25 protein-coding genes are annotated in these 25,401 nt (G+C 68.8%); 21 read left to right on the plus strand and 4 right to left on the minus strand.

The genetic code is table 11. The annotated features are described in order from the left end of the window. The first annotated feature begins 10 nt into the window (after window positions 1-10). Window positions 11-1,072 (plus strand): TRAP transporter substrate-binding protein, encoded by a 1,062-nt coding sequence (locus tag AC1DYG_RS02220; RefSeq protein WP_477638265.1) that lies wholly within the window; start codon window positions 11-13, stop codon window positions 1,070-1,072. Here the strand turns inward: AC1DYG_RS02220 and AC1DYG_RS02225 are convergent. The 3 genes from AC1DYG_RS02225 to AC1DYG_RS02235 form a co-directional block, all read right to left on the minus strand. Further along, the gene (locus tag AC1DYG_RS02225) at window positions 1,049-2,596 is read right to left on the minus strand and encodes a sensor histidine kinase (protein ID WP_477638266.1); all 1,548 of its coding nucleotides are present in this window, start codon (window positions 2,594-2,596) and stop codon (window positions 1,049-1,051) included. The genes AC1DYG_RS02220 and AC1DYG_RS02225 overlap by 24 nt on opposite strands. Before the next feature lie 92 nt (window positions 2,597-2,688). Further along, the gene (locus AC1DYG_RS02230) at window positions 2,689-3,042 is read right to left on the minus strand and encodes a response regulator (RefSeq protein ID WP_477638267.1); all 354 of its coding nucleotides are present in this window, start codon (window positions 3,040-3,042) and stop codon (window positions 2,689-2,691) included. Window positions 3,043-3,130: 88 nt separating this feature from the next. Then, window positions 3,131-4,348: a NosD domain-containing protein gene (locus AC1DYG_RS02235; protein WP_477638268.1), complete on the minus strand. Its 1,218-nt coding sequence runs from the start codon at window positions 4,346-4,348 to the stop codon at window positions 3,131-3,133. Between the two features lie 736 nt (window positions 4,349-5,084). On the opposite strand from AC1DYG_RS02235, the gene AC1DYG_RS02240 reads away from it, so the two are divergent. From AC1DYG_RS02240 to AC1DYG_RS02335, 20 genes are all read left to right on the plus strand, one after another. Then, window positions 5,085-6,263, plus strand: coding sequence for a sugar ABC transporter substrate-binding protein (locus tag AC1DYG_RS02240; protein WP_477638269.1), 1,179 nt, complete (start codon window positions 5,085-5,087; stop codon window positions 6,261-6,263). After that, window positions 6,264-7,817, plus strand: a complete 1,554-nt coding sequence (locus AC1DYG_RS02245) for a sugar ABC transporter ATP-binding protein (RefSeq protein WP_477638270.1) — start codon at window positions 6,264-6,266, stop codon at window positions 7,815-7,817. Next, window positions 7,814-8,794, plus strand: coding sequence for an ABC transporter permease (locus AC1DYG_RS02250; RefSeq protein WP_477638271.1), 981 nt, complete (start codon window positions 7,814-7,816; stop codon window positions 8,792-8,794). The genes AC1DYG_RS02245 and AC1DYG_RS02250 overlap by 4 nt, the downstream gene beginning before the upstream one ends. Next, window positions 8,794-9,684, plus strand: a complete 891-nt coding sequence (locus tag AC1DYG_RS02255) for an enoyl-CoA hydratase/isomerase family protein (protein WP_477638272.1) — start codon at window positions 8,794-8,796, stop codon at window positions 9,682-9,684. Before AC1DYG_RS02250 ends, AC1DYG_RS02255 begins: the two co-directional genes overlap by 1 nt. Then, window positions 9,671-10,909: a CaiB/BaiF CoA transferase family protein gene (locus AC1DYG_RS02260; RefSeq protein WP_477638273.1), complete on the plus strand. Its 1,239-nt coding sequence runs from the start codon at window positions 9,671-9,673 to the stop codon at window positions 10,907-10,909. Before AC1DYG_RS02255 ends, AC1DYG_RS02260 begins: the two co-directional genes overlap by 14 nt. A gap of 28 nt (window positions 10,910-10,937) precedes the next feature. Next, on the plus strand, window positions 10,938-11,639 hold the full coding sequence (locus AC1DYG_RS02265) for a GntR family transcriptional regulator (RefSeq protein WP_477638274.1): 702 nt from the start codon (window positions 10,938-10,940) through the stop codon (window positions 11,637-11,639). Next, window positions 11,636-13,030 carry an amidase gene (locus AC1DYG_RS02270; protein WP_477638275.1) on the plus strand — a complete coding sequence of 465 codons (1,395 nt, stop codon included), beginning with the start codon at window positions 11,636-11,638 and terminating at the stop codon, window positions 13,028-13,030. The genes AC1DYG_RS02265 and AC1DYG_RS02270 overlap by 4 nt, the downstream gene beginning before the upstream one ends. 16 nt (window positions 13,031-13,046) lie before the next feature. Beyond that, window positions 13,047-14,141: a ring-opening amidohydrolase gene (locus AC1DYG_RS02275; protein WP_477638276.1), complete on the plus strand. Its 1,095-nt coding sequence runs from the start codon at window positions 13,047-13,049 to the stop codon at window positions 14,139-14,141. After that, entirely contained in the window at window positions 14,138-14,902 is a 765-nt protein-coding gene (locus AC1DYG_RS02280) for a (Fe-S)-binding protein (RefSeq protein WP_477638277.1), read from the plus strand. The genes AC1DYG_RS02275 and AC1DYG_RS02280 overlap by 4 nt, the downstream gene beginning before the upstream one ends. A gap of 14 nt (window positions 14,903-14,916) precedes the next feature. Then, window positions 14,917-16,368, plus strand: coding sequence for a LutB/LldF family L-lactate oxidation iron-sulfur protein (locus AC1DYG_RS02285; protein WP_477638278.1), 1,452 nt, complete (start codon window positions 14,917-14,919; stop codon window positions 16,366-16,368). Next, window positions 16,368-16,991 (plus strand): LutC/YkgG family protein, encoded by a 624-nt coding sequence (locus tag AC1DYG_RS02290; protein ID WP_477638279.1) that lies wholly within the window; start codon window positions 16,368-16,370, stop codon window positions 16,989-16,991. Before AC1DYG_RS02285 ends, AC1DYG_RS02290 begins: the two co-directional genes overlap by 1 nt. 14 nt (window positions 16,992-17,005) lie before the next feature. Next, window positions 17,006-17,518, plus strand: a complete 513-nt coding sequence (locus AC1DYG_RS02295) for a gamma carbonic anhydrase family protein (RefSeq protein WP_477638280.1) — start codon at window positions 17,006-17,008, stop codon at window positions 17,516-17,518. A gap of 77 nt (window positions 17,519-17,595) precedes the next feature. Further along, complete coding sequence (locus AC1DYG_RS02300; protein WP_477638281.1) at window positions 17,596-18,138, plus strand: RNA polymerase sigma factor; 543 nt, start codon at window positions 17,596-17,598, stop codon at window positions 18,136-18,138. After that, a complete protein-coding gene (locus AC1DYG_RS02305; RefSeq protein ID WP_477638282.1) occupies window positions 18,135-18,980 on the plus strand; it encodes a zf-HC2 domain-containing protein in 846 nt (281 codons plus the stop codon). Before AC1DYG_RS02300 ends, AC1DYG_RS02305 begins: the two co-directional genes overlap by 4 nt. Continuing rightward, entirely contained in the window at window positions 18,977-19,858 is an 882-nt protein-coding gene (locus tag AC1DYG_RS02310; RefSeq protein ID WP_477638283.1) for an ATP-binding cassette domain-containing protein, read from the plus strand. Before AC1DYG_RS02305 ends, AC1DYG_RS02310 begins: the two co-directional genes overlap by 4 nt. Next, complete coding sequence (locus tag AC1DYG_RS02315) at window positions 19,855-20,700, plus strand: hypothetical protein (protein WP_477638284.1); 846 nt, start codon at window positions 19,855-19,857, stop codon at window positions 20,698-20,700. Before AC1DYG_RS02310 ends, AC1DYG_RS02315 begins: the two co-directional genes overlap by 4 nt. 35 nt (window positions 20,701-20,735) lie before the next feature. Then, window positions 20,736-21,302: a hypothetical protein gene (locus AC1DYG_RS02320; RefSeq protein ID WP_477638285.1), complete on the plus strand. Its 567-nt coding sequence runs from the start codon at window positions 20,736-20,738 to the stop codon at window positions 21,300-21,302. 28 nt (window positions 21,303-21,330) lie between these two features. Further along, window positions 21,331-21,816 (plus strand): hypothetical protein, encoded by a 486-nt coding sequence (locus AC1DYG_RS02325; RefSeq protein WP_477638286.1) that lies wholly within the window; start codon window positions 21,331-21,333, stop codon window positions 21,814-21,816. Between the two features lie 378 nt (window positions 21,817-22,194). Then, window positions 22,195-23,232, plus strand: coding sequence for a sensor histidine kinase (locus tag AC1DYG_RS02330; protein WP_477638287.1), 1,038 nt, complete (start codon window positions 22,195-22,197; stop codon window positions 23,230-23,232). After that, complete coding sequence (locus AC1DYG_RS02335; RefSeq protein WP_477638288.1) at window positions 23,229-23,867, plus strand: response regulator; 639 nt, start codon at window positions 23,229-23,231, stop codon at window positions 23,865-23,867. Before AC1DYG_RS02330 ends, AC1DYG_RS02335 begins: the two co-directional genes overlap by 4 nt. Before the next feature lie 566 nt (window positions 23,868-24,433). Here AC1DYG_RS02335 and AC1DYG_RS02340 read toward each other — a convergent pair. After that, window positions 24,434-25,339: an SGNH/GDSL hydrolase family protein gene (locus AC1DYG_RS02340; protein ID WP_477638289.1), complete on the minus strand. Its 906-nt coding sequence runs from the start codon at window positions 25,337-25,339 to the stop codon at window positions 24,434-24,436. Window positions 25,340-25,401 lie beyond the last annotated feature (62 nt).

Here is a 25,401-nt window from a genome sequence, read left to right on the forward strand (position 1 = left end):
AGGCTGGTCCGTGTGCATCGCTCTCGCCTTGCTCGCGGCCTCGCTGGCGAGGTGCGGAACCCCCGACCGGGAGAGGGACAAGGCGGGGAGCGACACACGGGTCGTGCTGCGACTTGCCCAGACGGGTTACGCGCCGAGTAACTACCTTGCGCACTTCATCGAGGCGGTCGGCATCGTGTCCGGCGGTGATGTGCAGGTCGTGGTGCTCAACACCTTTGGCTCCTACGCACCCGACGCAGAGGTACAGGTCGTGCGCGCGGTCGCAGCGGGTGATGTGGACCTTGGCTGGGTCGGCAGCAATACCTTCGACTCGGTGGGTGTGACGAGCCTGGAGGCGCTGTCGGCGCCGTTGCTGATCGACTCCTACGCGGTGGAGAACGCGGTCCTGACCAGTCCGCTGGCCGACCAGCTGCTCGCGGGGATCGAACCGGCCGGGGTGACCGGCCTCGGTATGAGCCCCGGTGCCTTCCAGCTGCCGATGGGGGTGAAACACCCGCTCCTCACCCCCGGCGACTGGAGGGGCGTCTCCTTCGGAACCTACCCGTCCAAGGTGCAGGAGCAGGCGATTCGCGCCCTCGGGGCCACCCCCTTCCCCGCCATCGGGGACGGACGGACACATGCCCTCGACACAGGTCAGATTCAGGGCTTCAACATCGGCTTCCCCTTCTACGGTTCCTCTGACCTACCGGCCAGGGCGCCCTACGTGACCGCCAATGTCCGGCTGTGGGCGTCGATAGGCGTCGAGATCGTCAACCCCGACGTGTATGCCGGTCTGACCAGTCGGCAGCGCCGCTGGCTCGCCGCCGCCACCGCCGACACCCGGCGCTACGCGTCTGGTCGGGTGGCCGACCAGACGAACGCGATCCGCTCGGCCTGCGACAAGGGCGCCCAACTGGTCAACGCCACTCCGGTCCAGCTCGCCGCCCTCAGGTCAGCGCTCGAACCCGTCTATGCGGACCTGAACAAGGACCCCAGGACCCGCAGCGCAATTGCCCAGATCCGCAGACTCGCAGCCGCCACCCCTTCCGAGTCGCCAACGCAGATCCCTTCAACCTGCTCCACCAGGCCGTGAACGGGGGAGCCTGGCCACCAGCCGGGTGCCACCGCCTGGCGGACTGACCACCTCCAGCGTCCCGCCCAGGGCCGCGACCCGGTCCACCAGCCCCTGCAGTCCCGTGCCGCCCGTGGCGCCGGCGCCCCCGATGCCGTTGTCGGCCACCTGCACGACGACCTCCGCGGAGAGAACCTCCACGGTCACAGTGGCTCCCGATGCTCCGCTGTGCTTGACCGCGTTGGCCAGGGACTCCGAGCACACGAAGTAGGCAGCCGCAGCCAAGACCTGCGGGGCTTGGTCAACCGGACCGAGAGCCTCCACCGCCACGGGCAGCGGGCTCTCCGCGGCAAGGTCCGTCAGGGCGGCCACCAGTCCCCGTTGCGCCAGCTGATGGGGGTGGATCCCGCGAGCCAGTTGTCGCAGGTCCTGCTCGGCTCGTGAGAGCTGGCTCCGGGCCACGTCAATCCGCACGCTCACCTCGTGGCTGCCTGAGCTGACCCGTGCCTGGTCGAGAACGGCGCTCAGCTCGCCGAGACGGCTCATGGCGCCTTCTCGCACCCGGAGCTCCAGTCGGGCACGTTGCCCGTCGGCCGCCTCGACGATCCGGCGCCGGGACGCCTCCACGTCCGCGACCCAGCCCAGCACCTCGGCCTGCAGGCGTACGTTGGTGGTCACCAGAAGGGCGGCGGCGGCAACGGCGTCCACCACGAGGGGGTCGGACAGCGGCGTCGCCCGATGGACCAGGACGGCTACTGGTTGCCCGTCGCGCTCGATCGGCAGTACCGACCGGGTGTCTGCGTCGTGGTCCAGGTCCAGCCGCCGGCCCTGGGTGTCGACATATCCGGTTCCGTCGACCCAGTAGCCGACCTCCAGTTCGGGGTCGCCGAGCACTGCGGCAAGCTCGCCGCGAACTCCGTCGGTTCGAGAAGCTCCGAGCTCCACCACGAGGTCGGTCACGAGGGCCCGATCCGACCACGTCGACCGCAAGCCCACGGTCAGGACGATCGCGGCGACCGCGATGGTGGCCTGGTAGGTCACCAGGAGCAGGTGATCGTGCCGAGCACCCGAGTTCAACGTGCGGGCCAGTTCCTCACCACCCATCAGCATGGCCCACACGATGGCCACAGCGAGGGCCACGACCCGTGTGCGTCGCTCCGACCGTGAGGCGCCGACGTAACGGCCAAGGGCGACGATGAGAACCACGCCAGCCAGAGCCAACGAGAGGCCCGGCCGCGGCACGAAGGCCTGGGCGATAGAGAGGGAATATCCCAACGCGATGGCGGCGACCACCGGTGGCGATGCGGTCTCGCCACGGGGATAGGCGACCATGGCGTGCAGGAGAGGGCCGCGGTGGGCGAACAACAGTGCCGCGGCCACGGACCCGGTCAGGGTCGGTCCGACGTTGGACAAGTTCGGGGCGAACCAGAGCAGGCCGGCCGCCATCAATAGGGCGCCGGTCCACGCGCCGGGGCGGAGGCGTGCGGCGAACAGGCCACAGGACAGGAGGGTCAGACCGACCGCGAGGTCAGGCAGCCACCGCATCGCTTGGTCCCACGGCGACGCGGCCAACTCCGACCACAGCCCGAAAGAGGAAGCGGCAAGCCAGGCCCAGAGGGAGCTTCTGGGCATCCGCCTCATTCGAGCAGCGCCGTCAGCGACGCCCCGCACAGCACGTCCTTGGCAATGAAGCCACGTGCCTGCGTCTCCACGAGTCGACGGCCGTAGGAGTCCGGGTCACGGCTCGAGATCAGGACGACGATGGGCGGATCCGTCCCCTTGGCGACTTTGTCGGCCACCGCGAAGCCGTCGGCGCCCGGAAGTTGGATGTCGAGCAGCACGATGTCTGGTCGAAGCCCCGCAAGCAGGCGCAGAGCAGCCTCGCCATCAGCGGCCTCGCCGACGACGTCGAATCCCTCGGCCTGCAACATCGCCCCCGCCGAGCGGCGGAAGTCCGCATGGTCATCCACGATGAGGACGGTTGGCCGCATGTCGTCATGCTCCCATCCATGGAGTGCAGCAGTGGGGGGATACCGGAACCCCGGGCCCCCTGGCCACCGGGGTTCCGGCGTGGACGGGTCAGCGGCAGCTGACCGAGACGCACTGGAATGGGTTGCCGTTGCCCGCCGCGTGGTTTCCGCCCCCGTCGATCGTCCCCGGAACTGCGGCGATCCCGAGGTCACCGTTGTGCACCGCGACGTTGCCGGTGATCGTCGTGGTGGCTAGACCAGTGGACGGCCCGAGCACCTGGATGCCGTCGTCGACAGCACCGGTCACCCGGTTGCCCTCGATCACAGTGTCGAGGACAACGCCGCCGGCTTCCGGTCCGATCGCGATCCCCTCACCGGCGCTGTTAACGAGATTGTCCCGAACGACGGTCCCGACGACGGAATGGTGGTCCTCGTCCCCGAAGTCGTCGACCTCGATGCCGTAGCGGATCTGGTCGACCACGGTGTTGCCTGCGACGAGGTTGCCGTTGCCGCCGCCGATCTGGATGCCGATGCCGTCTGGGCCGACGCCGTGCAGCACCTGGTTGTTCGTGATCGTGTTGCCGTCACCGCCGACCCCTATGCCAGTGGAGGTGCCGCTGACCAGGTTGTGGTCCACCAGGTTGCCGTTCGAGAATTCGATCTGGAAACCTTGTTCGACGTCGCCGGACAGCGTGTTGTTGGACAACTGGTTGCCCACGGCGTCCTCCATCTGGACGCCCCATGAGTTGGCGTTCAGCGAGTTGTGCGAGACCGTCGCGTTCGTCGCTCCCTCGAGCCGGACGCCGGCACCACCGATGTTGCGCAGGCTGCGGTTGTTCCTGACTCGGGCGCCATCCGATCGGACGATCGCGATTCCCGAGGCCTGGTTGTCGGCGGAGGTGTTGTCCGTGACCACGGCGCCGTCAGAGCCGCCGACAAAGACGATCCCTCGCCGAGTCATCTGACTGACAGACATCAAGGTGACCGAGCCCGAGGGCGACCCGTCGAAGACCACGCCGCGCCAGAATCCCCGGAGGGTGCCGTTGGTGACCGTCACATGCTGATGCCCGGCGACCCGGATACCCATGTCGCTCGGGTCCTCGACCGTGTCGCCACTGACGACGTGTCCGTTCAGGTTGACCGTGATGCCGTCGCTACCGACAACGAGGCCGTCCCCGACACAACCGACCAGGTCCGTCGTCAAGGTGGTGTTCGCGGTCAGCACCGCTCCACACCCGATGGCATCCGTAGCGAGGGCCGGGGCCGAGTTGGCGATGGTCAGCACCGACGCCGCGATGAAGGCCTGTGTCCAGCGTGATCTGTTCATCCGAATTCACCCTTTGCCTGGTTGGTACGTGGGCTTCCAGCGTCAACGGAGGCGCGCAGCAGCACATCGAGGTGTGCCCTTGGTCCGTCGGGCCGCTGACCTGTGGCTGGCCACAGGTCAGGCCGGATGGGGGTGTGATGTGCGAGGTTACTGGGGCGGAAATGTTGGGGCGCGGTGGGTTGGCCCGGAGCCCCACGTGTGGCGAGGATGGGTCGTCGCGGGGCCGTCCCCTTCGGAGGATGCGGCCGTGTCCCCAGCGTTCACGTGGCAGTTGAGACGCTGGCGACGGTGATGATCGGATGAGTGACTAAGTGAGTGACAACGGGCCCGGATTCGGGCGGACGTTGACGGACGTCGGGGGAGTGGCTCGTGCTCGAAAATGACGCTGAGGGCCGTCTACGGACGGTGGGAAGTCGTTGACACGGAAGAGGTCACTGGTTCAAACCCAGTATCGCCCACCATCGATGAACAGCCCCTGACTCGCGGAGACGCGGATCAGGGGCAGTTTCGTCATTACGTGCGGCCCAGTGCAGTGTGCTCGTCAGTGGGCTTCGCGGCCGGACTTGAAGGCTGCGGTAGCCATCCACCTTGGCCGCAAGCGACGGCGCCCTCAGAGGCGGCTTGTAAGATTGTCGCTTGAATATTGTAGACAATAGGCAGTACGAGCCTCTACGGTGAGGCCCACCACGCGGCGAGCAACGGTGCCCGCCGCCCTCGGAGTCAATGGAGGACCGCAATGCGGCGAAACTTCGGAGCCATCGGACTGACCGCCCCTCTGGCGGTCGTCGCGGCCCTCGGCCTGGCAGGTTGTTCTGAGGGCACGAGCCCGACCAGCGCCAACGCCAACGGCTCGGGTGCCGCAGTCGACACGACGGCCGCAAAGGCAGAGATCGACAAGGCCAAAGCCCTCCCGTCGTTCACGGCGCCCGGCCCAAGCTTCGACGCGTCGAAGGCCAAGGGCAAGACGATCGTCAACGTCAGCCTGAACAGCACTGTCCCGTTCAACCAGATCGTCGATGCAGCGATGGGTGAGGCGGGCAAGGAGGCCGGGGTCAAGGTCGTCCAGTTCACCAACCAGGGCCAGGTCTCGCAGTGGATCCAGGGCGTGCAGAGCGGAATCGCGCAGAAGGCCGACGCCATCGTGCTCGAGGGCTCGCCGGACCCCAAGCTGCTCGGCCCCCAGCTCGCAGCCGCCAAGGCCGCAGGGATCCCGGTCATCAGCACGCACCTCTATGACGAGTCGTACGTCGAGAGCGCCAAGAAGGAGCAGCCGAACGTCGCGGCCTTCGTCGACGCCCACCACTACCGGGCCGGCACCCTCATGGCTGACTACGCCATCGTCAACTCGGGCGGGCACGTCAACGCCTACTTCGTGACCTCCAACGAGGTCCAGCCCGCAGCCGGCATCGCCAAGGCGTTCAAGGACGAGCTGGCGGCCAAGTGCCCCGACACGTGCAAGGCGCAGATCGTCAACATCCCGATCTCGGACTGGGCGACCAAGGTGCCCACTCAGGTGCAGACGGCCCTGTTGAAGGACCCGTCCATCAACTACGCGGTCCCGGTCTTCGACGGGATGACGCCCTTCCTCACCACCGGTATCACCCAGGCCGGCAAGACCGGCAGCGTCAAGATCGTCGCCTACAACGGCACGGCCTCGGTCATGAAGATGATCCAGGACAAGAACCTCGTCGTGGCCGAGGTGGGCGAGCCCCTCGAGTGGCTCGGCTGGGCGAACATGGACCAGGTCCTCCGGGTGCTGTCGGGCGTCGAGCCGCTGGCGAGCCAGAAGACGCCGTTGCGCGTGTTCGACGCGACCAACGTGGACGAGGCAGGCAAGCCCGTCAACCAGAAGGAAGGGTATGGCGAACCCAACCAGTTCAAGGACGGGTACCGGACCCTGTGGGGACTCAAGTAGATGTCTGACGTCCTCAAGATCGAAGGTCTGGCGAAGACGTTCGGTGGAGTCAAGGCGCTGCAGGGCGTGGACCTCACGGTGCGAGCCGGCGAGATCCACGGCCTGCTCGGCCAGAACGGCTCGGGCAAGTCCACCCTGATCAAGGTGCTGGCCGGCTTCCACCAGCCGGATCCCGGTGGCCACTTGCACATCAACGGCACGGAGGTCTCCCTGCCGCTCGCGCCGGGTGAGTACAAGGCGCTGGGCATGCGGTTCGTGCACCAGGACCTCGGGCTCATCCCGTCCCTGACCGTGCTGGAGAACCTCTTCCTGGACGAGCTCGCCACCGAGGCCTCGGTGGCGATCCCCTGGAAGCAGTGGCGCAGCAAGGCTCGGGAGCTCTTCGACCGGTATGGCGTGAGCCTCGGGACGTCGAAGCTCGTCAGCGACCTCCGTCCGGTCGAGCGGGCGCTGCTCGCGATCGTCCGGGCAGTGGCCAACGCGCCGAGCAACGGCCTGCTCGTCCTCGACGAGCCGACGGTGTTCCTGCCGCAGGACGACACGCAGATGCTCTTCGACGTGACGCGCAACGTCGCGGCCACCGGCACCGGAGTGCTCTTCGTGTCGCACGACCTCGAGGAGGTCAAGCAGCTCACCGACCGATTCACGGTCTTCCGTGATGGGCGGGTCGTGGGCGGCGGTGCCACCGCGGACCACACCCGCGAGCAGATCGTGCGCCTCATCGTGGGCCACGACCTCGAGGCAGTGAGCCACCGCAGCGCGGCACAGCTCGCTGCGTCCGCGGTCGCCGCGACGGTCACGGGTGCACGCGGAGGGCTCGTCGTCGAGGCGTCCCTCGTGGTCCACAGCGGCGAGGTCCTGGGCGTGACCGGCTTGTCCGGCTCGGGCTTCGAGGACCTTCCCTACCTGATGTTCGGCGCCGAGCGGGCCGACGCGGGTCGGATCGAGATCGGTTCTGCGGCAACGGAACTGCGCCGCCAGAACCCGACGAAGGCGTTCAACCAGGGACTGGCACTCGTACCGGCGGACCGACCGCGTGACGGGGCGATCCTGACCCTGTCCGTTCTCGACAACGTCAGCATGCAGACCCTGCGCACCTACCAGCAGGGTCCGTTCCTGCGGCGCAAGAAGATGCGCGAGGAGGCTCGGAAGGTCCTGTCGTCGTTCGACGTGCGACCCAACGACCCGACCTTGCCGTGCTCGAGCCTGTCCGGTGGCAACCAGCAGAAGGTCCTGATGGCCAAGTGGCTGCAGACCCGGCCCACCGTCCTCATGGTGCATGAACCCACGCAGGGCGTCGACGTCGGCGCCCGCGAAGAGATTTTCTCAGTGTTGCGGTCAGCGACCGCAGAAGGGATGGGCGTGCTATGCGCCAGCAGCGATCACGAACAGTTGGCGTTGATCTGCGATCGGGTCCTGATCTTCCGACAGGGCCGGATCGTGGCGGAGCTGACGGGGGACCAGATCAGCAAGGAGCGGATCTCGGAGCTCTCGTACGCGGTGCAGGAGACGGTGCCGGAGCAGCTCCAGCCGCCGACGGAGGTGGCGTCGTGAGTGCCGCCAAGACCAAGGGCGTGAGCCGCCTCGACATGGTGCAGCGTGTCGCGCTGCCGGTCGCCTGGCTGGTGCTCATCGTGGGATTCGGCATCGCGAACCCCGGCGTCTTCCTGACGGCGGCGACGTTCCAGACCATGCTCGGCTCGCAGGCCGTGCTCCTCGTCCTGACCCTGGCGCTCATCGTGCCGCTGACGGCCGGTGACTACGACCTGTCCGTGGCGGGTGTGCTGACGTTGTCGGCCATGATGGTCGCCATCCTCAACGTCCAGCACGGCTGGCCGATCTGGGCTGCCATCGTCGCCGCCCTGGTCATGGGGCTCGTCGTCGGTCTGGTCAACGGCCTGATCATGGTCTTCTTCGGCATCGAGTCGCTGATCGTGACCCTGGGCATGGGCACGCTCCTCACGGGAATCACCTTGTGGGCCAGCGACTCCGCCACCATCTCGGGCATCTCGCAGACGCTCGTGGACTACGTCATCGTCAAGCGCTTCGCCGGGATCTCGCTGGCCTTCTTCTACGCGATCGCCCTGTGCGCGTTGCTGTGGTGGGTTCTCGAGTACACCTCGGTCGGACGCCGCCTGCTCTTCGTGGGCCGCGGCCGCAGCGTCTCGAAGCTCAGCGGTGTGCGAGTGGGCCGCGTGCGGATCGGTGCCCTCATGGGTTCGGCTGCCCTGGCTGCGCTGGCCGGTGTGCTGTATGCCGGCACCTCTGGTGGGGCGGACCCCAGCTCGGGTTCGACCCTGCTGCTCCCGGCCTTCGCCGCCGCCTTCCTCGGCGCGACCAGCATCATGCCGGGCCGGTTCAACCCGTGGGGAACCGCGATCGCCGTGTACTTCCTCGTCACCGGCATCACCGGGCTCCAGCTCATGGGTGTGCAGTCCTACGTGCAGCAGCTCTTCTACGGTGGCGCCCTCCTCGTCGCGGTTGCGCTCTCGCAGCTGGCACGTGGCCGCGTGCCGCTGGACAACGGGTGATGGCCACGATGACGGAGCACGCCCCGCTGCGGACCGTCCTCGCAGGAGAGGCGCCCGACGAGTGTGTCGAGGGAATGATCGGGCTCGAGTTCGCCCACGTGGGGGCCAACCGCACGACTGCGGTGGTCACCCTGAGCCGCCCAGCCCAGCACAACGCGCTCAGCCTGGCTGGCTGGCTGCGGATCGGCGAGGTGTTCACGAGCCTGCTGGACCACACGTCCCTACGGGCCGTGGTCGTCCGTGGCGCGGGCGACCGGGCCTTCAGCGCCGGCGCCGACATCAGTGAGTTCCCTACCAAGCGACTCACGGCAGGCGATGCCGACACCTACAACGTCGCGATCGCCGCTGCGCTGCAGGCCGTCCAGGCGCTGCCGGTCCCGGTCATCGCGATGGTCGACGGCCTCGCGGTCGGCGGCGGGTGTGAGCTCGCGGCTGCCTGCGACATCCGGATCGCGTCGTCCCGTTCCCGGTTCGGCATCCCGATCGGACGCCTCGGCGTCACCCTGGGCCTCACCGAGACGCGGGCGGTTGCAGGTGCCCTCGGCCGGTCCAACCTCATGTACCTCGTGGCCAGCGGCAAGCTCATCGACGCCACGCAGGCCGCCTCGATGGGCTTCGTGCAGCAGGTCGTCGAGCCCGAGTTCCTGCAGGTGGAGGTGAACGCCCTCGTGGCGAACATCGCGGCCAGCTCCGAGGTCACCATCCGTTCCACCAAGGTGACGGCGGCCCTGGGTCTCGACCCGGCCGTCACCGACGACCACCCCAAGCTCCGAGCCTTCCACGAGACGGCCTACGGCGGAGCAGACCTGAAGGAGGGCGTCGCGGCATTCCTCGCGGGCCGCGCTCCCGAGTTCACCACCGAGAGGACCTCCGGTCATGGCAGCGCTTGACGGACTGAAGGTCGTCGACCTCACCCGCTATCTCTCCGGCCCCACGCTCACGATGTTGCTCGCCGACCTGGGAGCCGACGTCGTCAAGGTCGAGACGCTGCCCACGGGTGACCCGGCCCGGCAGTCCGGGCCGTTCCACGACGAGGAGAGCGTCTACTACCTGGCGTCCAACCGGAACAAGCGGTCGCTCGCGGTGGACCTGCGCCGGCCGGAGGGCCTCGACCTGCTCCTGCGGCTCATCGACGACGCCGACATCTTCGTCCAGAACTACCGCCCCGGCACCGCCGACGCCATGGGTCTCGGAGCGGAGAGCCTGCGGGCCCGCAACCCGAAGCTGATCTACGTGAACATCAGCGGGTTCGGGACGCGGCCGCCGGGCGACGCCCTGCCAGGGTTCGATCAGACGGCCCAGGCCATGTCCGGCCTGATGAGCGTCACCGGCACCGAGGAGACGGGTGCGCTGCGCGTCGGCATCGCCGTCAGCGACTCCTCGACCGGGGTCTTCGCCGCCGTCGGGGTGCTGGCGGCACTGCACGAACGCAACCGATCGGGCCACGGTGCAATCGTGGAGGCCTCCCTGATGGAGTCGACCCTCACCCTGATGTCTTACCAGGCGCAGAAGTACCTCAGCCTCGGGATCGTTCCCGGGCGCGACGGCAACGACCACCCGATCATGTTCCCGCAGGGCACGTTCAAGACCGGCGACGGCTCGATCACCTTGGCCTCGGGGAACGAGAAGATGTGGCGCCGGCTGTGCTCGGCGCTCGGCAAGGACGAGCTCGCCGAGGACCCCCGGTATGTCGACAACGCGGCTCGGATGGTCAACCGCGGGGGGCTGCGGCACGCCATCGAGGAGGTGCTCGCCGCGAAGTCCGCGGAAGAGTGGATCCCGGAGATCAACAACGCTGGCGTTCCGTGTGGCCCGGTGCTCGACCTCGAGCAGGCACTCAACCACCCCATCACCCAGGCCCTCGACATGGTCGAGACCATCGAGCACCGCGAGCTCGGCCCGATGAAGGTGCTCGGTCAGGCAGTCAAGGTCGAGGGCAGCGAGAAGGGCTGGCTGCGCCGTGCCGCCCCGATGCTGGGCGAGCACTCGATCGAGGTCGCCCGCGAGTCGGGCCTCGGCGAGGGTGTGATCCAGCAACTCCTGCAGGCCCGGGTGATCGCCGACCTGCAGCACGTCCAGCACGACCCGGACTCGACAATCGATGCTGCACAATGAGCCGCACCGGGGATACAGGGAGGACACGATGATGGCGGTTGAGGCGTTCCGAACCGAGCAGGGCAAGGTCGAGATCCCGTCGATGGTCGAGGCGGTCGTCCAGCGGCTGCGGGCGCTGATCGTCTCGGGTGACGTCCGGCCGGGCGACCGTCTGGTCGAGGAGCGGCTGACCGAGATGTTCGGCGTGAGCAGGCCGCCGCTGCGCGAGGCGCTGCGCATCCTGCAGCGTGATGGGCTCGTGCAGAGCCTGCCCCGGCGCGGCTACATCGTCACCCCGATCACGGCCGTGGACGTCCGCGAGATCTACTCGCTGCGCTTCGCCCTGGAGCGGCTCGCGATCGAGCTCGGCGTCCCCGTCCAGGACCCCACCCGCCTCGAGCCCATCCGCGCGGCTCTCGCCGACATGAAGGCCGCTGCTGACAGCGGCGACGACAACGCGGTCCTGGCAGCGAACAGCAGGTTCCATGTGGGGCTGGTCGCGCTGGCCGGCCACGGTCGTCTCATCGCGGCATACGAGGGGCTGCGTCTCCAGCTGGAGCTGTGCATGGCCTACAACCTCAAGTTCCGCGAGCGCCTCTATGGCGATCGGGGCGACGTGCACCCGCGCCACGCGCGGCTGTTGGAGAGTATCGAGCGTGGGGACAAGGCAGCAGTCCTGCACGAGATCGCCAACCATGGCAATTCGTCGATCCTCGACAACCTCGACGAGCTGATCGGGCAGGCCACGTGAGCTCTGCCACCTCGATCGTCAGCGCTGCGGACGAGGTCCGCGCCGGGTCGGTGGAACCGACCCAGCTGGTGCGCGCCGCGGTGGCGCGGATCGCCCAGGAGAACCCCCGTCTCAACGCGGTCGTCGCCGACCGCGCGGAGGCGGCGCTAGAGGAGGCCGCCGCGCTGCCGTCAACGCGCTCGGGTGGCGTCCTCGCCGGAATTCCCTTCACTGCCAAGGACATGCTCGCCACCGTCGACCTGCCCACGACCTGCGGGTCTCGTGCCCTCGAGGGCAACCTGACCGGTGAGGATGCGACCGCGGTCGCACGGATGCGGGCCGCCGGAGCAGTGCTGGTGGGCAAGACCAACTGTCCGGAGTTCGCCCTCGGCGTCGACACGGACAACGACCTGTTCGGTCCGACGCGGAACCCGTTGGGGCCCTGGACTGCAGGCGGGTCGAGCGGTGGCGAGGCGGCTGCCGTCGCCGCGGGGATGTCCTTGGTCGGGCTGGGCAGCGACTACGGCGGGTCACTGCGCTGGCCGGCCCAGTGCACCGGGCTGATCGGCCTGCGACCCACCGTGGGCAGGGTCTCGCGCAGCGGGGAGCAGCCTGTCGGGCCCGTCGACGAGTCCGTCCGTTCCTTCCAGGACACGGTGCAGGTCGTCGGCCCCATCGGCCGCACGGTCCACGACGTGTTCACCGTCCTGCAGGTCATCTCCGGCCCCGACGGGCGGGACGCGCTCGTCGCGGACGAGCCGCTCCACGACTACCGCGACGTGCGCGTTGACGACCTCGAACTGGCCTGGGCCCCTACGGTGGGCGACGTCGAGGTCGACGCGGAGGTCGCCGACGCGGTGGCCTCGGCCGCCGAGAGCCTCGCCGGCTTGGGGGTGCGGGTGACCAGGGGAGTGCCGTCCCAGGTGGACCGCGGGCTGGCCGTCTACGACCGGCTCCGGTCGGCCGAGCCCATGATCGCCGTGCAGCACCTGTTTGACGCCGACCCCGACCTGATCGGTGATCCCATCAAGGGGATGCTGCGGGCGCGAGTGAGCCTCACGGACTCCGAGCTCGCGGACCTGTGGGACGAGCGCGACGCCCTCATCGAGGGACTGGGCCAGTGGCTGATCGGTGAGCGCGCCCTGCTGCTGCCGGTCAGCACCGAGGCGCCCCACGACCTGACGGGTCGGGTCGCCGACTTCCACCTCCTCGCGCCCAGCCGAGCCATCAGCCTGTTCGGCGTGCCTGCGGTCTCGGTGCCGGTCGCCAGGTCCCGCCTGGGGTCGCCGATCTCCGTGCAGGTCGTGGCTCCCGCGTTCCGCGAGGACATCGCGCTGGCGGTGTGCGAGCGCCTCGGTCAGCTGCTTCCCCGCGTGAGCCATGACTCAGGGCAGGTGCTCGATGCGCGTTGACGTGCACGTCTGCCAGATGCGAACCCCTGGTGACGTCTCGGAGCTCGCGCGCCTCTTCGACGAGGGCACGGTCTCGCCCGAGAGCGTCATCGCGCTGGTCGGGAAGTCCGAGGGCACCGGCCTCGGCAAGGACACCGGCCGCGAGGCCGCCGACCGGGCGATCAAGGAGCTGCTGGCCGCACGGCTCGGCACCACCGCCGCCGACGTCGCCGACAAGCTCTGCATCGTGCTGTCTGGTGGCAGTCCCGGCGTCATCACTCCCCACATCGCCGTCTTCGCGCGCACGGACGACCCGGCGGAGCCGTCCTTCGGTGAGCCGCGACTCGTGGCAGGGCTGGCGCACTCCGCCGAGATCCCCCCGGAGGAGATCGGCCGGATGGGCCAGATCACCAAGGTGCGGGCCGCCGTCGAGCAGGCGCTGGCCGACGCCGGGATCCAGGACCCGGCTGACGTCCATGCTGTCCTCGTCAAGGCACCGTCCCTCAGCCCCGAGAGCATCGCGGAGGCCAAGCAGCGCGGCCACGACACGGTGACCCACGATGTCTCGATCGGCCCCGAGGGTGCCATCTGCTACTCGAACGACGCCTCCGCGCTGGGCGTGGCCCTTGCCTTGGGCGAAGCCGACGACCCGGACGTCCACGACGACATGGTCCGTCGCGACTACTCGGTCTTCTCCGACGTCGCCCTCACGTCCTCCGGTGGCGAGAAGACTCACGCCGAGGTGCTCCTCCTCGGCAACACGACCACGTCGTCGAGCAGCCTGCGGATCGGTCACCAGTCGATGCTCAGCATCATCGACGGATCGGCCGTTGCCGGTGCGTTGGAGTCGGCCGGTGTCGAGGTCGAGGACGGTGACACCCGCAAGGCGTCCGAGAGCCTCGTGTACGCCCTGGCCAAGATGATCATGCCGGGCACCAGCGAGCTGAACGGGCGCCGCATCACGCTGCTCGAGGACCAGGTCGGCTACCACGTCGCCAAGGCGATGGGCGGCTTCCTGCTCGCGTCGATGACCGGCCGCACTGAGGTCTTCGTCAGCGGGGGAGAGCAGAACTCCCACCAGGGCCCGCCCGATGGCAACCCCCTGGCAGTCATCGTCAGGCCGACGTCGTGAAGATCGCGCTCTTCGTGACCTGTCTGGCAGACGGACTCTTCCCTGAGGTAGGCCGGGCGACGGTGACGGTGCTCGAGCGGCTCGGTCACGAGGTCGTCTTCCCGAAGGCCCAGACCTGCTGCGGCCAGATGCACACCAACACGGGCTATGGACGCAAGGCGGTGCCCCTCGTCCGCCACCACGTTGAGACGTTCGAGGAGTATGACGCGATCGTCGCCCCCTCGGGGTCGTGCGTGGGCGCCGTGCGCCACCAGCACGCCATGCTCGCTCGCAAGGCCGGCGACGAGGCACTGGCTGTCCGAGCGGAGCGAGTCGCGAGCCACACCTACGAGCTCACGGAGTTCCTCGTCGACGTCCTCGGCGTCGAGGACGTCGGTGCCCACTACCCGCACCGCGTCACGTACCACCCCACGTGTCACTCGCTGCGGATGCTGCGGGTCGACGACAAGCCGTTGCGGCTGCTGAGTGCCGTCAAGGGCCTCGACCTGGTGGAGCTCCCGGACGCTGACCAGTGCTGCGGGTTCGGCGGCACCTTCGCCGTCAAGAACTCGGACACGTCCACCGCGATGCTCGCCGACAAGATGAAGAACGTCATGGCGACGAGGGCCGAGAGCGTGACTGCCGGTGACTCGTCCTGCCTCATGCACATCGGTGGTGGCCTGTCGCGGCTGCGCGTCGGCACGCGCACGGTCCACCTCGCGGAGATCCTGGCGTCGACGGAGAGCTCCGCCGCGACCGGGTCCACGGCGGTGGCGCGGTGAGCACCTTCCTGGGCATGCCCGCCATACACGCCCCTCGCGGGGTGGGCGGTCTGCGCGGCGACGAGTCCTTTCCCAAGGCCGCCAAGGCCGCCCTGGGCGACACCCAGCTGCGAGCCAACATCGGACGGGCGACGCGCACCATCCGGGAGAAGCGTGCCGCGGTGGTCGACGAGGTGCCCGACTGGGAGGAGCTGCGACTCGCGGGCGAGCAGATCAAGGCGGCCACCATGGCCAACCTCGACGAGCACCTGCGCACCCTCGAGGAGGCAGTCACGAGCCGCGGCGGAGTGGTCCACTGGGCCCGGGATGCCAACGAGGCCAACGCGATCATCGCCGAGCTCGTCCTGGCGACAGGGGAGCGAGAGGTGGTCAAGGTCAAGTCCATGGTCACCCAGGAGATCGGCCTCAACGAGGCCCTCGAGGCTCAGGGCATCACCACCACGGAGACCGACCTCGCCGAGCTGATCGTCCAGCTCGGCAAGGACAAGCCTTCCCACATCCTCGTGCCCGCCATCCACCGCAACCGTGCCGAGGTGCGCGAGATCTTCCTGCGGGAGATGCCCGGCGCACCGGCAGACCTGACCGACGACCCGCGCCAGCTGGCCATGGCCGCGCGCGCCCACCTGAGGCAGAAGTTCCTCACTGCCAGGGTCGCCGTCAGCGGCGCAAACTTCGCCGTCGCCGACTCCGGCACCCTCCTCGTGGTCGAGTCCGAGGGGAACGGCCGGATGTGCCTGACCCTGCCGGAGACGCTGATCACCGTGATGGGGATCGAGAAGGTCGTGCCGACGTGGCAGGACCTCGAGGTCTTCCTCCAGCTGCTGCCCCGGTCGTCCACGGGGGAGCGAATGAACCCGTACACCTCGGCGTGGACCGGGGTCACTCCCGGTGACGGGCCGCAGGCGTTCCACCTCGTGCTGCTCGACAACGGACGAACCGCGACGCTTGGGGACCACGTGGGCCGCGAGGTGCTGCACTGCATCAAGTGCAGTGCGTGCATGAACGTGTGCCCCGTGTACGAGCGCACCGGCGGCCACGCCTACGGATCGGTCTACCCGGGCCCGATCGGTGCGGTGCTCACCCCGCAGCTCACCGGGATCGAGGACAACTCGTCCCTGCCGTTCGCGTCAACCCTGTGTGGCGCCTGCTTCGACGCCTGCCCGGTGCGGATCGACATCCCGTCCCTGCTCGTTCACCTGCGAGAGCGACACACGGAGGAGCAGGCCAAGGCGCACCGCCTGCCGACGCCCGAGGCGGCGGCACTCTCCCTGGTGGGCTGGGTGATGCAGAGCCCGCGTCGCTTCCGCATGGCCGAGACCGCATCCCGTATGGCGCGTCCGTTCGCCCGAAGTGGACGCTTCCGGTCCCTGCCGTTCCCGCTCTCGGCCTGGACCACCAGCAGGGACGCGCCCGCGCCCCCGCCGGAGACCTTCCGCGAGTGGTGGGAAAGGACGAGGGACCAGTGATGGGCGCCCGCGAAGACATCCTCCAGCGCATCAAGGAAGCCAACGCCGGCATCGAGGTCCGTCCCGTGGAGCGCGCCTATCGCCGGGGGCCGTTGTCTGCTTCCGACGCCTCGGGCAGCCTGGTCGCCCTCCTCGAGGAACGGCTCGTGGACTACCGCGCCACGGTCGTGAGGTGCCGACCGGACGGCCTGGCCTCTGCGGTGCAGGGGCTGTTGGGCGCGGCCTCGCCGGTGCTGCGCGCACCGGGAGTGCCGTCGGAGTGGTGCCCAGGTGCCGAGCGCGACCACGAAGGCCTGGGGGCCCAGGATCTCGACTCGTATGCCGCGGTGCTCACCGCGTCCACGGTGGCGTGCGCCGAGACGGGCACCATCGCCCTAGACGCGTCTCCCGACCAGGGCCGCCGCGCGATCACGCTGATCCCCGACCTGCACGTCTGCATCGTGCGGGCCGACCAGGTCGTGGCGTCGGTGCCCGAGATGCTCTCGCGGTTGGCGGGGGAGCGGCCGATCACGTTCATCAGCGGGCCCTCGGCCACGAGCGACATCGAGCTCGACCGGGTCGAGGGCGTGCACGGGCCGCGCACCTTGTGCGTCGTGCTCGTCGAATCCGACCATCAGCCATGACGACGGAGCGAAGCATGTTGATCCCTCTCCAGGACCGGACGCCACAGATCCACGAGACCGCCTGGATCGCCCCGAACGCCACCGTCATCGGCGCGGCCGTCATGGAGCAGGGCAGCAGCCTGTGGTTCTCCGCGGTGATCCGCGCCGACGGTGACACGATCACCATCGGCCGCGGCAGCAACGTGCAGGACGGCTGCGTCCTGCACGCGGACCGAGGAGTTCGGCTGCGACTCGGCACGGGCGTCACTGTCGGCCACAACGCGGTGCTGCACGGCTGCACGGTCGACGACGACGTGCTGATCGGCATGGGCGCGATCGTCCTCAACGGGGCGAGCATCGGCTCGGGCTCGATCATCGGCGCTGGAGCGATGATTCCGGAGGGAACTCAGATCCCGCCGAATTCCATGGTGTTGGGACTGCCCGGCAAGGTCCGCCGGCAGACCACCGAGGCAGAGCGTGAACAGATCCGCGCCAACGCCCGCCTGTACGTTGAACGAGTCGCCGAGTACACGGCTGCCATCTCCTAGTCAGAGCAATGCACCGCTGGCATGGGTCTCGTTGCCAACGGTGAACCGATCGGCGCATCGTGCGCGACAGTACTTGTATGGCAACGGCCGTACTCTCGGACGTCGACCTCGTCGCAGCGATGTGCGAGCGGGACGAGGGGGCGCTGCGACTGCTGTATGAGCGACACGCGGGTTGGATCTCCAGTCGGTTGCGGCGGCGGTGCGCCGACCGGGAGGTCGTGGCTGATGCCCTCCAGGACACGTTCGTGGCGGCTTGGGACGGGGCTGGGAAATTCCGCGCCGACGGCGAGGTGGCGGCCTGGCTGTGGGGGATTGCGATTCACCGCCTGATCAGTCAGGTACGGACCCGCAGTGCCCGCGGGCCACGGCTGGGGCCGGCCCTGCTGCCCCACGATGCGGTGGACGACTCCGCTGAGGAGCGGGTTCTGTTGGCCATCGAGCACTCGGATGTGGGCATCGCTCTGGCCCGGATCTCGCCCGAGCTGCAGGTGGTCCTACAAGCCACGGTCCTTGACGGGCTGACGACACGGGAAGCCGCGCAGCTGCTGGGGATTCCGCAGGGGACTGTGAAGACGCGCCTCGCGAGGGCGCGGGCCAGGATGAGGGAGGAGCTGGGATGACGACCGAACGTGGCGGCTGGCATGCCGATGCCGACGCCTTGCGGGCGCTGGTGGAGGGTCGCTTGGGCCCGGTGCTCGCGGCCTCGATCGAGGCGCATGTGATGGGCTGCGGCGGCTGCCGCACCGCCGTGAATGCCCTGGAGTTCAGCCGGGGCGACGAAGACCTTGAGCGGGTCTGGCTTGGCGTCCGCGACAGCATCGAACCCGCTGCGCCCGGGGTGGTCGAGAAGGCGCTCAGACTGCTGGGCTTCCGTTCTGAGGATGTGCGGTTGCTTTCGGCCGTCCCCTCCCTGCGCGGGAGCTGGCTGCTCGGTGTCAGCGTGGTGCTCCTGTTCGCTGGTGTGGCCGCCTTCTTCGCCGGTGATCGAGGACTCGGCCTCTTCCTGCTCGTGGCACCCCTGGCTCCGGTGGCGGGTGTGGCGATGGCCTTTGGCGGCGAGGCCGATCCCAGCCAGGAGATCGTCGTCACGACGCCCTTCTCTTCGATCCGCCTGCTGCTCCTGCGCACCATTGCGGTGGTTGCCACCTGTGTGCCGATCGCCTCGCTCGTGGGTCTGCTGATCCCGGGCCCGGGCTGGCTGTTCCTCGCTTGGCTCACCCCTGCAGCCGCCTGCGTTGCAGTCACGCTGGCGCTCGCGCCGTACGTCGGCCTCACCAGCTCGGCCACGCTGGTCGGCGTGCTCTGGTCCATGACCAGCGTGGCCGCGACGTATGGCCGCGGGGATCCGCTGGCGCTGGTCGGCCCGACGAGTCAGTGGGTCTGCACGGCGCTCGTTCTCGTCTCTGTCTGGGTTGTCGTCACGAACTTCCAGGTCATCGACCTGCCGAGGAGGCAGTCATGAATGCACACACACAGACCGTCGAACTCGAGGGCGTCGGCAAGCGGTTCGGACGCACCGTGGCCCTCGACGGCATCAGTCTGGGCTTCGAGCCCGGCATCACTGGGCTGCTCGGCCCCAACGGCGCCGGCAAGACCACCCTCCTGCGGATCCTCGCCACCGCTCTTGCCGCCGACCGTGGACGGGTGATGGTGCTGGGCAACGATCCCGGGGCCACCTCCGGTCGCGTGGCGATTCGCCGCCACCTCGGCTACCTCCCTCAGGAGGCGGGCTTTCCCCGTGGCTTCACCGCCTTCGGCTTCGTCGACTACTTCGCCATCCTGAAGGAGTGGACCGATCGGGCGACCCGCCACGCGGAGGTGCGGCGGGTGCTGGGCCAAGCGGGGCTGGAGGACGTGGCAACCAAGCGCGTCCACGCGCTGTCCGGGGGTCAGCGCCGGCGGTTGCTGCTTGCTCAGGCACTTCTCGGCAAGCCCGCCTTCCTGGTGCTCGACGAACCCACCACCGGTCTCGACCCTGAGCAGCGGGCCAGGCTGCGCGACATCCTGTCGACGGCGGGGGAGACGGCCACCGTTGTCCTCTCGACCCACCAGACCGAGGACGTCGCGGCCGTGTGCGGACGGGTCGTGGTCATCGACACCGGCCGGGTGTACTTCGACGGTGCCGTGGCTGACCTGGTGTCACAAGCTGAAGGACGGGTCTGGTTGGCGGCGGCACGTGATCCCGGTGCGTCGCATTCCTGGCGAACCGGCACAGGCCGGTGGCGCAACGTGGGTGAACCGCCGCAGGGAGCGCCACAGGCGGAGCCGACGCTCGAGGACGCCTATCTGCTGCTCGTTGGCGAGCGTGCCCTCGACCCCGCACTGGAGGTCGCGTCATGACCACCGCGACGGCATACCCGGTCCGCAAACAGGCAGAGTCGCTGCTCACGCTCGCAGGCGCCGATGCACGTCGTTTCGCGCGGCACCCGCTCTACCTTCTCGCTGCCGGCGTGCTCCTGTTCTCGTTGGTCCAGGGTGTCGTAGCCAAGAAGCCGACGAAGATCGGGATCGAGGAGACTCTGGCCCCTGCCTTCCTGCTGGGTGTCTTCGGCTTCGTGGTGGCTCACCGGTTGACCACGTCGCTGCGCCGGACGGGCGACCTCGCCGAGACCGCGCCAATCAACGGCCAGCGGCGGACGGCGGCGCTCTGCCTGGCCTGTCTGGTGCCGATGACCACTGGCGCGCTGGTCGTCCTCGTCCAGGTCGTCGCCGCCGCTGTCTGGCCGCCCACCCTGCCCGGGGGCCACGTGGCCTGGTTCGGTGATGAGCCGAACACAGCAGTCTGGGGCGTGCTGATCGGTGATGTCGTGCTGGCTGCGCTCGGCGGCCCGCTGCTCGGGGTGGCGGTCGCCCGTTGGGCTCCGTTCCGCGGGTCGGCCTTGCTGGGCATGGTCGTGCTGACGTCGGTGGCGATCCTCGCGCAGGTGGTGCCGAGCCCGTGGTACGCCTTCTCGCCCTGGGTGATCTTCAGCGACGCGCACGTGGTGGGCGGGGAGTACCAGACCTCATCGATCCTCGACGCCGTGGCCCCGCTGTGGTGGTGTGGTTACGCCGCCTGCCTGTGCGGGTTGGCCGGCGTCGCCGCGCTCCTGCGGGACCCCGGGCACCGCGGACGGCTCATCGCGAGCGGTGCAGCCTTCGCCGCAGTCGGCGTCGGCTTCATCCTCGTGGCCGTGTCGTGACCAGCGGGTCGGCCAGGTGGCTCCTGCCCCTGGCCATGCCAGCCGCCAGCGGCGGGACGGCACTGGTCCTGGCGCTCACAGCGACGCTGCTCCTACGGGGTGGCGAGGTGCCCCTGTTTCTGGCCCACCTCACGGTCGTCCTGCTGGCCGCAGGTACGGCATACCTCCTCGACGACCCGGCAGCGGAGGCGACGGGCGTGGTGCCGACGCCCCTGCTGACCCGCCGGCTACGAACCCTCCTCCCCGGGATAGTGGTCACCGCGCTGGCCGCGACGGCGGTTGCGGCGGTGCTGAGCTCAGGGTCGCCTTCGCTTCCACTGAACCTGCTCGCCTGGGAGACACTCGGACTGGTCGCGCTCGCGCTGGCGCTCTCCTCCGCCTTCTTCAGACACGGCGAGCCCGAGCCCGGCAACCTCGTCGCGGCCCTGCTGGCCCTGGCCGTGCTCGGCACGTTGATCGCCCAGCCCGCCTTGCCCGTTGATCTGCTCGCGACTGGGTCCGACCGAACCATCGGCACCGGCTGGTGGGCCGTAGCGACGGCCGCATCTGCCGCGGTGCTGGTGTGGAGCTCGCTCGCCCGCACGGCCATGTCCTCCGCCTGAAATGCCGATGCACACGAAAGGCAAGACCATGAGAGACCTCAACCGAGGCGCAGGCCTGAGGCGCTCCGCGACCGCCACCCGTCGGGCTGGCATCGCCGTCGCGTCTGTGTTCGCGGTCGCGTGCGCCACGGGCGCCGCCTGGGCCGGTCAGCCGCCGATGCTGCACACGGTCGAGGTGTCGCCGTTCGAGGCCAGCTTCGTCTGCGGCGACCTGGTGTTGACCGCGGTTGGAGGGACCGAGATCGAGAAGGTGCATGCAGTTCTCGTCGGCGATCGGATTCACTACAACCTGGTTCGCAGCTACCAGAGTCTCGTCTTTGCGGGTTCAGACGGGGGCTCATACCGGGGAGCGGGTTCGGTCCACCTCACGGCGTTGCTCGACGCCTCCGGCGAACCAATCTCCACGCGTGAGGTGGTGCACGTGTCGTTGGGCGCGCAAGGCTTCTTCCACGAGGTGATCATGGACGACCTCGAAGCCATCGAGACTGGCTCGTGCGGGATCGCGGCGACATGACGCTCAGGGGGAGCGAGTCGGCCGCAGCAGAGACGCGGCCACCAGCCGCGGCTGCTCGGCGGACGTTGGGGGGAGCGGCCCGTGGTCAGAAGGACGCCCACGGACGTCCCGGACCGTGCGAAAGTCGTTGACACGGAAGAGGTCACGTGGCTGTGTTGGACGCTGGAGGACTGCGCTCGCAGCAACGTCGAAGTGGGCTGGTGCGGGCAGAGCTCGGCGCGGGGTGGTGCCTGTGGACCGCAAGACGACGTCGGCGCCACTCGGCGCGCGTAGCCTTGGGATATGTCGGGGCTGGTTCGGCAGTTGTCTTGGCGGGACTGGGGGGTGCCCGGGGTCCTTTGGGTCGCTGCGCAGCTTGAGCTGTGGGGGACAGGGGCCTTGACCGACCTGATCCATGGACCCAAACCCCTATTTGCCTTGGCCTACTCGGTGGCAGCGGCGGCTCTGTGTTTCAGGCGCACCATGCCCACTACGACGCTGTTTGCGGTCGTGGCGGTTCTGCTTGCTACTGGCACCCCGGCTATGTACATCTTCCTCACGTCTGCCATCTACATGCTGGTTGTCGCAATCTTCGCCTGCGGCAGGTATGGCCAGTCCTGGACCCGCTACCTGGCCCTCGTCCTGCCCGAGATCCCGGTCCTTGCGGAAGTCTGGGTCAGTCCTGCCGACCGCCTTGCCGAGGCATGGACGTGGGGGTTCAACGCCTGGTGGATCTTTGCCCTCGGTGCCGGCTTTCGTCATGAGCGGTCTCTGCGCGATCGGCTTGCGGCTGCGACCACGGCCGAAGCCGAGGTCCGGGCGGCGAACCAGCGGTTGGGTCTGGCTCGCGAGGTTCACGACGTCGTCTCCCACAGCCTGTCCGTCGTCGTGGTGCAGGCCGAGCTGGCCCAAATGCTTCTGGAATCCGACACGGCCGGGGCTCGGGAGGCGTTGGAGAGCGTGCAGAGCACCGGGCGCCAGGCACTTACGGAAACGCGACGCCTCCTGGAGGAGCTGCGCGAGCCGGGCCTCCCAGAGGGGGTTGCCCCAGCCCCGAACTGGTTGGACCTACCCGACTTGGTTGGCCGCATGCGGCATTCCGGGCTGCCCGTTGTCATGGAGACCCTCCCCGCAACGCCGTCTCTGAGCCCTCAGGTGTCGGCCGCGGCATACCGCATCGTGCAGGAGGCATTGACGAACGTGATGCGGCACGCCGGCAAATCCCCGACGCGGGTCCGCATCAGTCAGGACGACTCCCACCTGATCATCGAGGTCCGCGACCGGGGCGGCCCATCCGAAGGGCACGGCGGCGCGGGCTTCGGCCTCGCCGGGATGCGCGAGAGGGTCGTCGCCTGCGGTGGCGACCTCATCGCAGGCCCGGCCGCCGAAGGGGGCTATCGCGTCCGAGCGGTTCTCCCGCTGGGGGAGGGTCGGTGATCACCATCGTCGTGGTCGACGACCAGTCCCTGATCCGGGACGGGGTCGCCGCGCTGTTGCACGCCGAGCCGGACTTCACCGTCGTCGGGACAGCGGCCGACGGCGCTGAGGCCGTGGGGGTCATCGGCATGCTCGTGCCGGATGTGGCCTTGATGGATATCCGGATGCCGGATATGGACGGCATCGAGGCCACCCGGCGAATCGTCGAAGCGGGTTCACCAACACGGATCCTGATCCTGACGACGTTCGGTGCGGATGACTTGGTCCTCGCTGCGCTCCGGGCCGGGGCCAGTGGCTACCTGCTCAAGGACACGCCGCGGGAGTCGCTTGCCGCCGCCGTCCGGTCGGTTGCCAGGGGTGAGGCAACCTTGGAGAAGGAGGTGCTGACTCGGCTGGTGGGCAATCTGACGTACCGACCGGACGTGAGCGCGTCGATGGGTTTCGAACGGCTCTCACCGCGCGAGTCGGAAGTGATTCGCCTAGTCGCTTGCGGCGCGTCGAACGCCGAAATCGCTCATGGCCTGTTCATCGGTGAGACAACGGTGAAGACGCACGTCTCACGTATCCAGACCAAGCTCGGCGCCCGCGACCGGGTGCAGCTCGTCGTCTTCGCCCACCGGGCCGGCCTTGTCTGACGCACCAGTCCGGCATGGGAATCATCGCACTGACATGCTCGTGAGCTGTGCGGTGCTCGTCCCCCAACCCCTCAATCCGTGACACAGCGCGCCGTTTGGCGGCCCAGTGCCGCGGGCTCAGCGGGGGAGCTCGACGCTTCACGCCCCAGGGCGCGTGAGTGACTAGACGAGTGACAGCGACCGCGGACTCGAGCGGAGTCCCCCGGACACTGGGGTAGTGGTTCGTGCGCACAAGGGACGCCGACAGACGGCTACGGACAGTGTGAAAGTCGTTGACACGGATGAGGTCATTGGTTCAAACCCGGGATCGCCCACCATCGATGAACAGCCCCTGAACTGCGGAGACGCGGCTCAGGGGCTGTTTCGTTGTCTGCTGCGGCAGGCGAAATCTGACCTCTTCCGTTGCCGCGAGTTCGCCAGGATGACTTCCACCACGGGGCCGGCCTCCTCACCCCGGTCGCGCCACGCCTGTGCCTCGTCGGCGAGGGCTCGCCGCCAGAGGTCGGAGGACCTCACGCAGGTTGCCCCGACCCTCTTCCACACAAGTCAGCTGCGCTCACCGTCGCTTAGGACACCCCGAGGAGCCGCGACACCTGCGGCCACAGCACCTCGGCCAGCCGGGCGTGACCGGCGATGGACTGATGGCCCAGGTCGTTGCCGAGGTCCTCACGCCGGTCGCCGGCGGAGGCAGCAGCGCCGTTATCGGTGTGGCACTGCGGGATGCCCTTGCAGACTGCGACGAACTCGGCCTCGTAGGCGGCTATCAGCGAGGTCACGTGGGCCACGGCAGTTCGGTTGACGACGCGGTTCTTGCTGAACATGTCGCAAGGGCCGGTGCCGACGAGGTCGACGGGGGTTTGGGGCAGCGCCGCGATCGTCGCGGCGTAACCAGCCGGGCGGCCCTGGCCACCGACCAGCAGCACGACAACCTTCGGCGACGCGGCGACCACTTGTTGGACGGCTGCACGGACCTGCGCCCGGAACTCGGGGAGGTGCGCGGGATCGGTGCCGTCGCAGCGGATGTCGTTGTCCATGATCTGCACCAGCGCCAGCCGCGGGGTGGGAACGACCTTCAGCGCGGCCGGCACCTGGAACTCCAGGCCGTCGGCCTTCTCACCGTTGCGCGAGACGTTGGCCACGTGGTCCCTGGTCTCGGGCAACGCAGCGACCATCCGTTGGTAGATGCTCTGGACGGTCGGGTTCGTGCCGGTCGCCCAGGAGTTGGCGGGTGCGTTCTCGCCGGGCGAGTCGGGGTCGGACTGGAAACCGGTCATCGCCGAGTGGCCGATGGCGATGACTCCAACTGGGTGGCTGGGGTCCGCCACGGCGCTGGTGGCGCTCGGCGTCGTGCTGGCCACGGACGTCTGGGCGCCCGATGAGCCGTCGGGCGAGGCCGTGCCCGAGCAACCCGTGAGGGCGGCAAGGAGGGCCAGCACCAGCGCGGTGCGCGGGAGTGGTGCGGGAGGGGTCACTCCTTGATCATGACCACCCGGCCGGGGTCAGGGCATCGGGATTTTCGCGTAGTGCCCGAGTC

The organism is Pedococcus sp. P1_H8 (genome assembly GCF_056405175.1).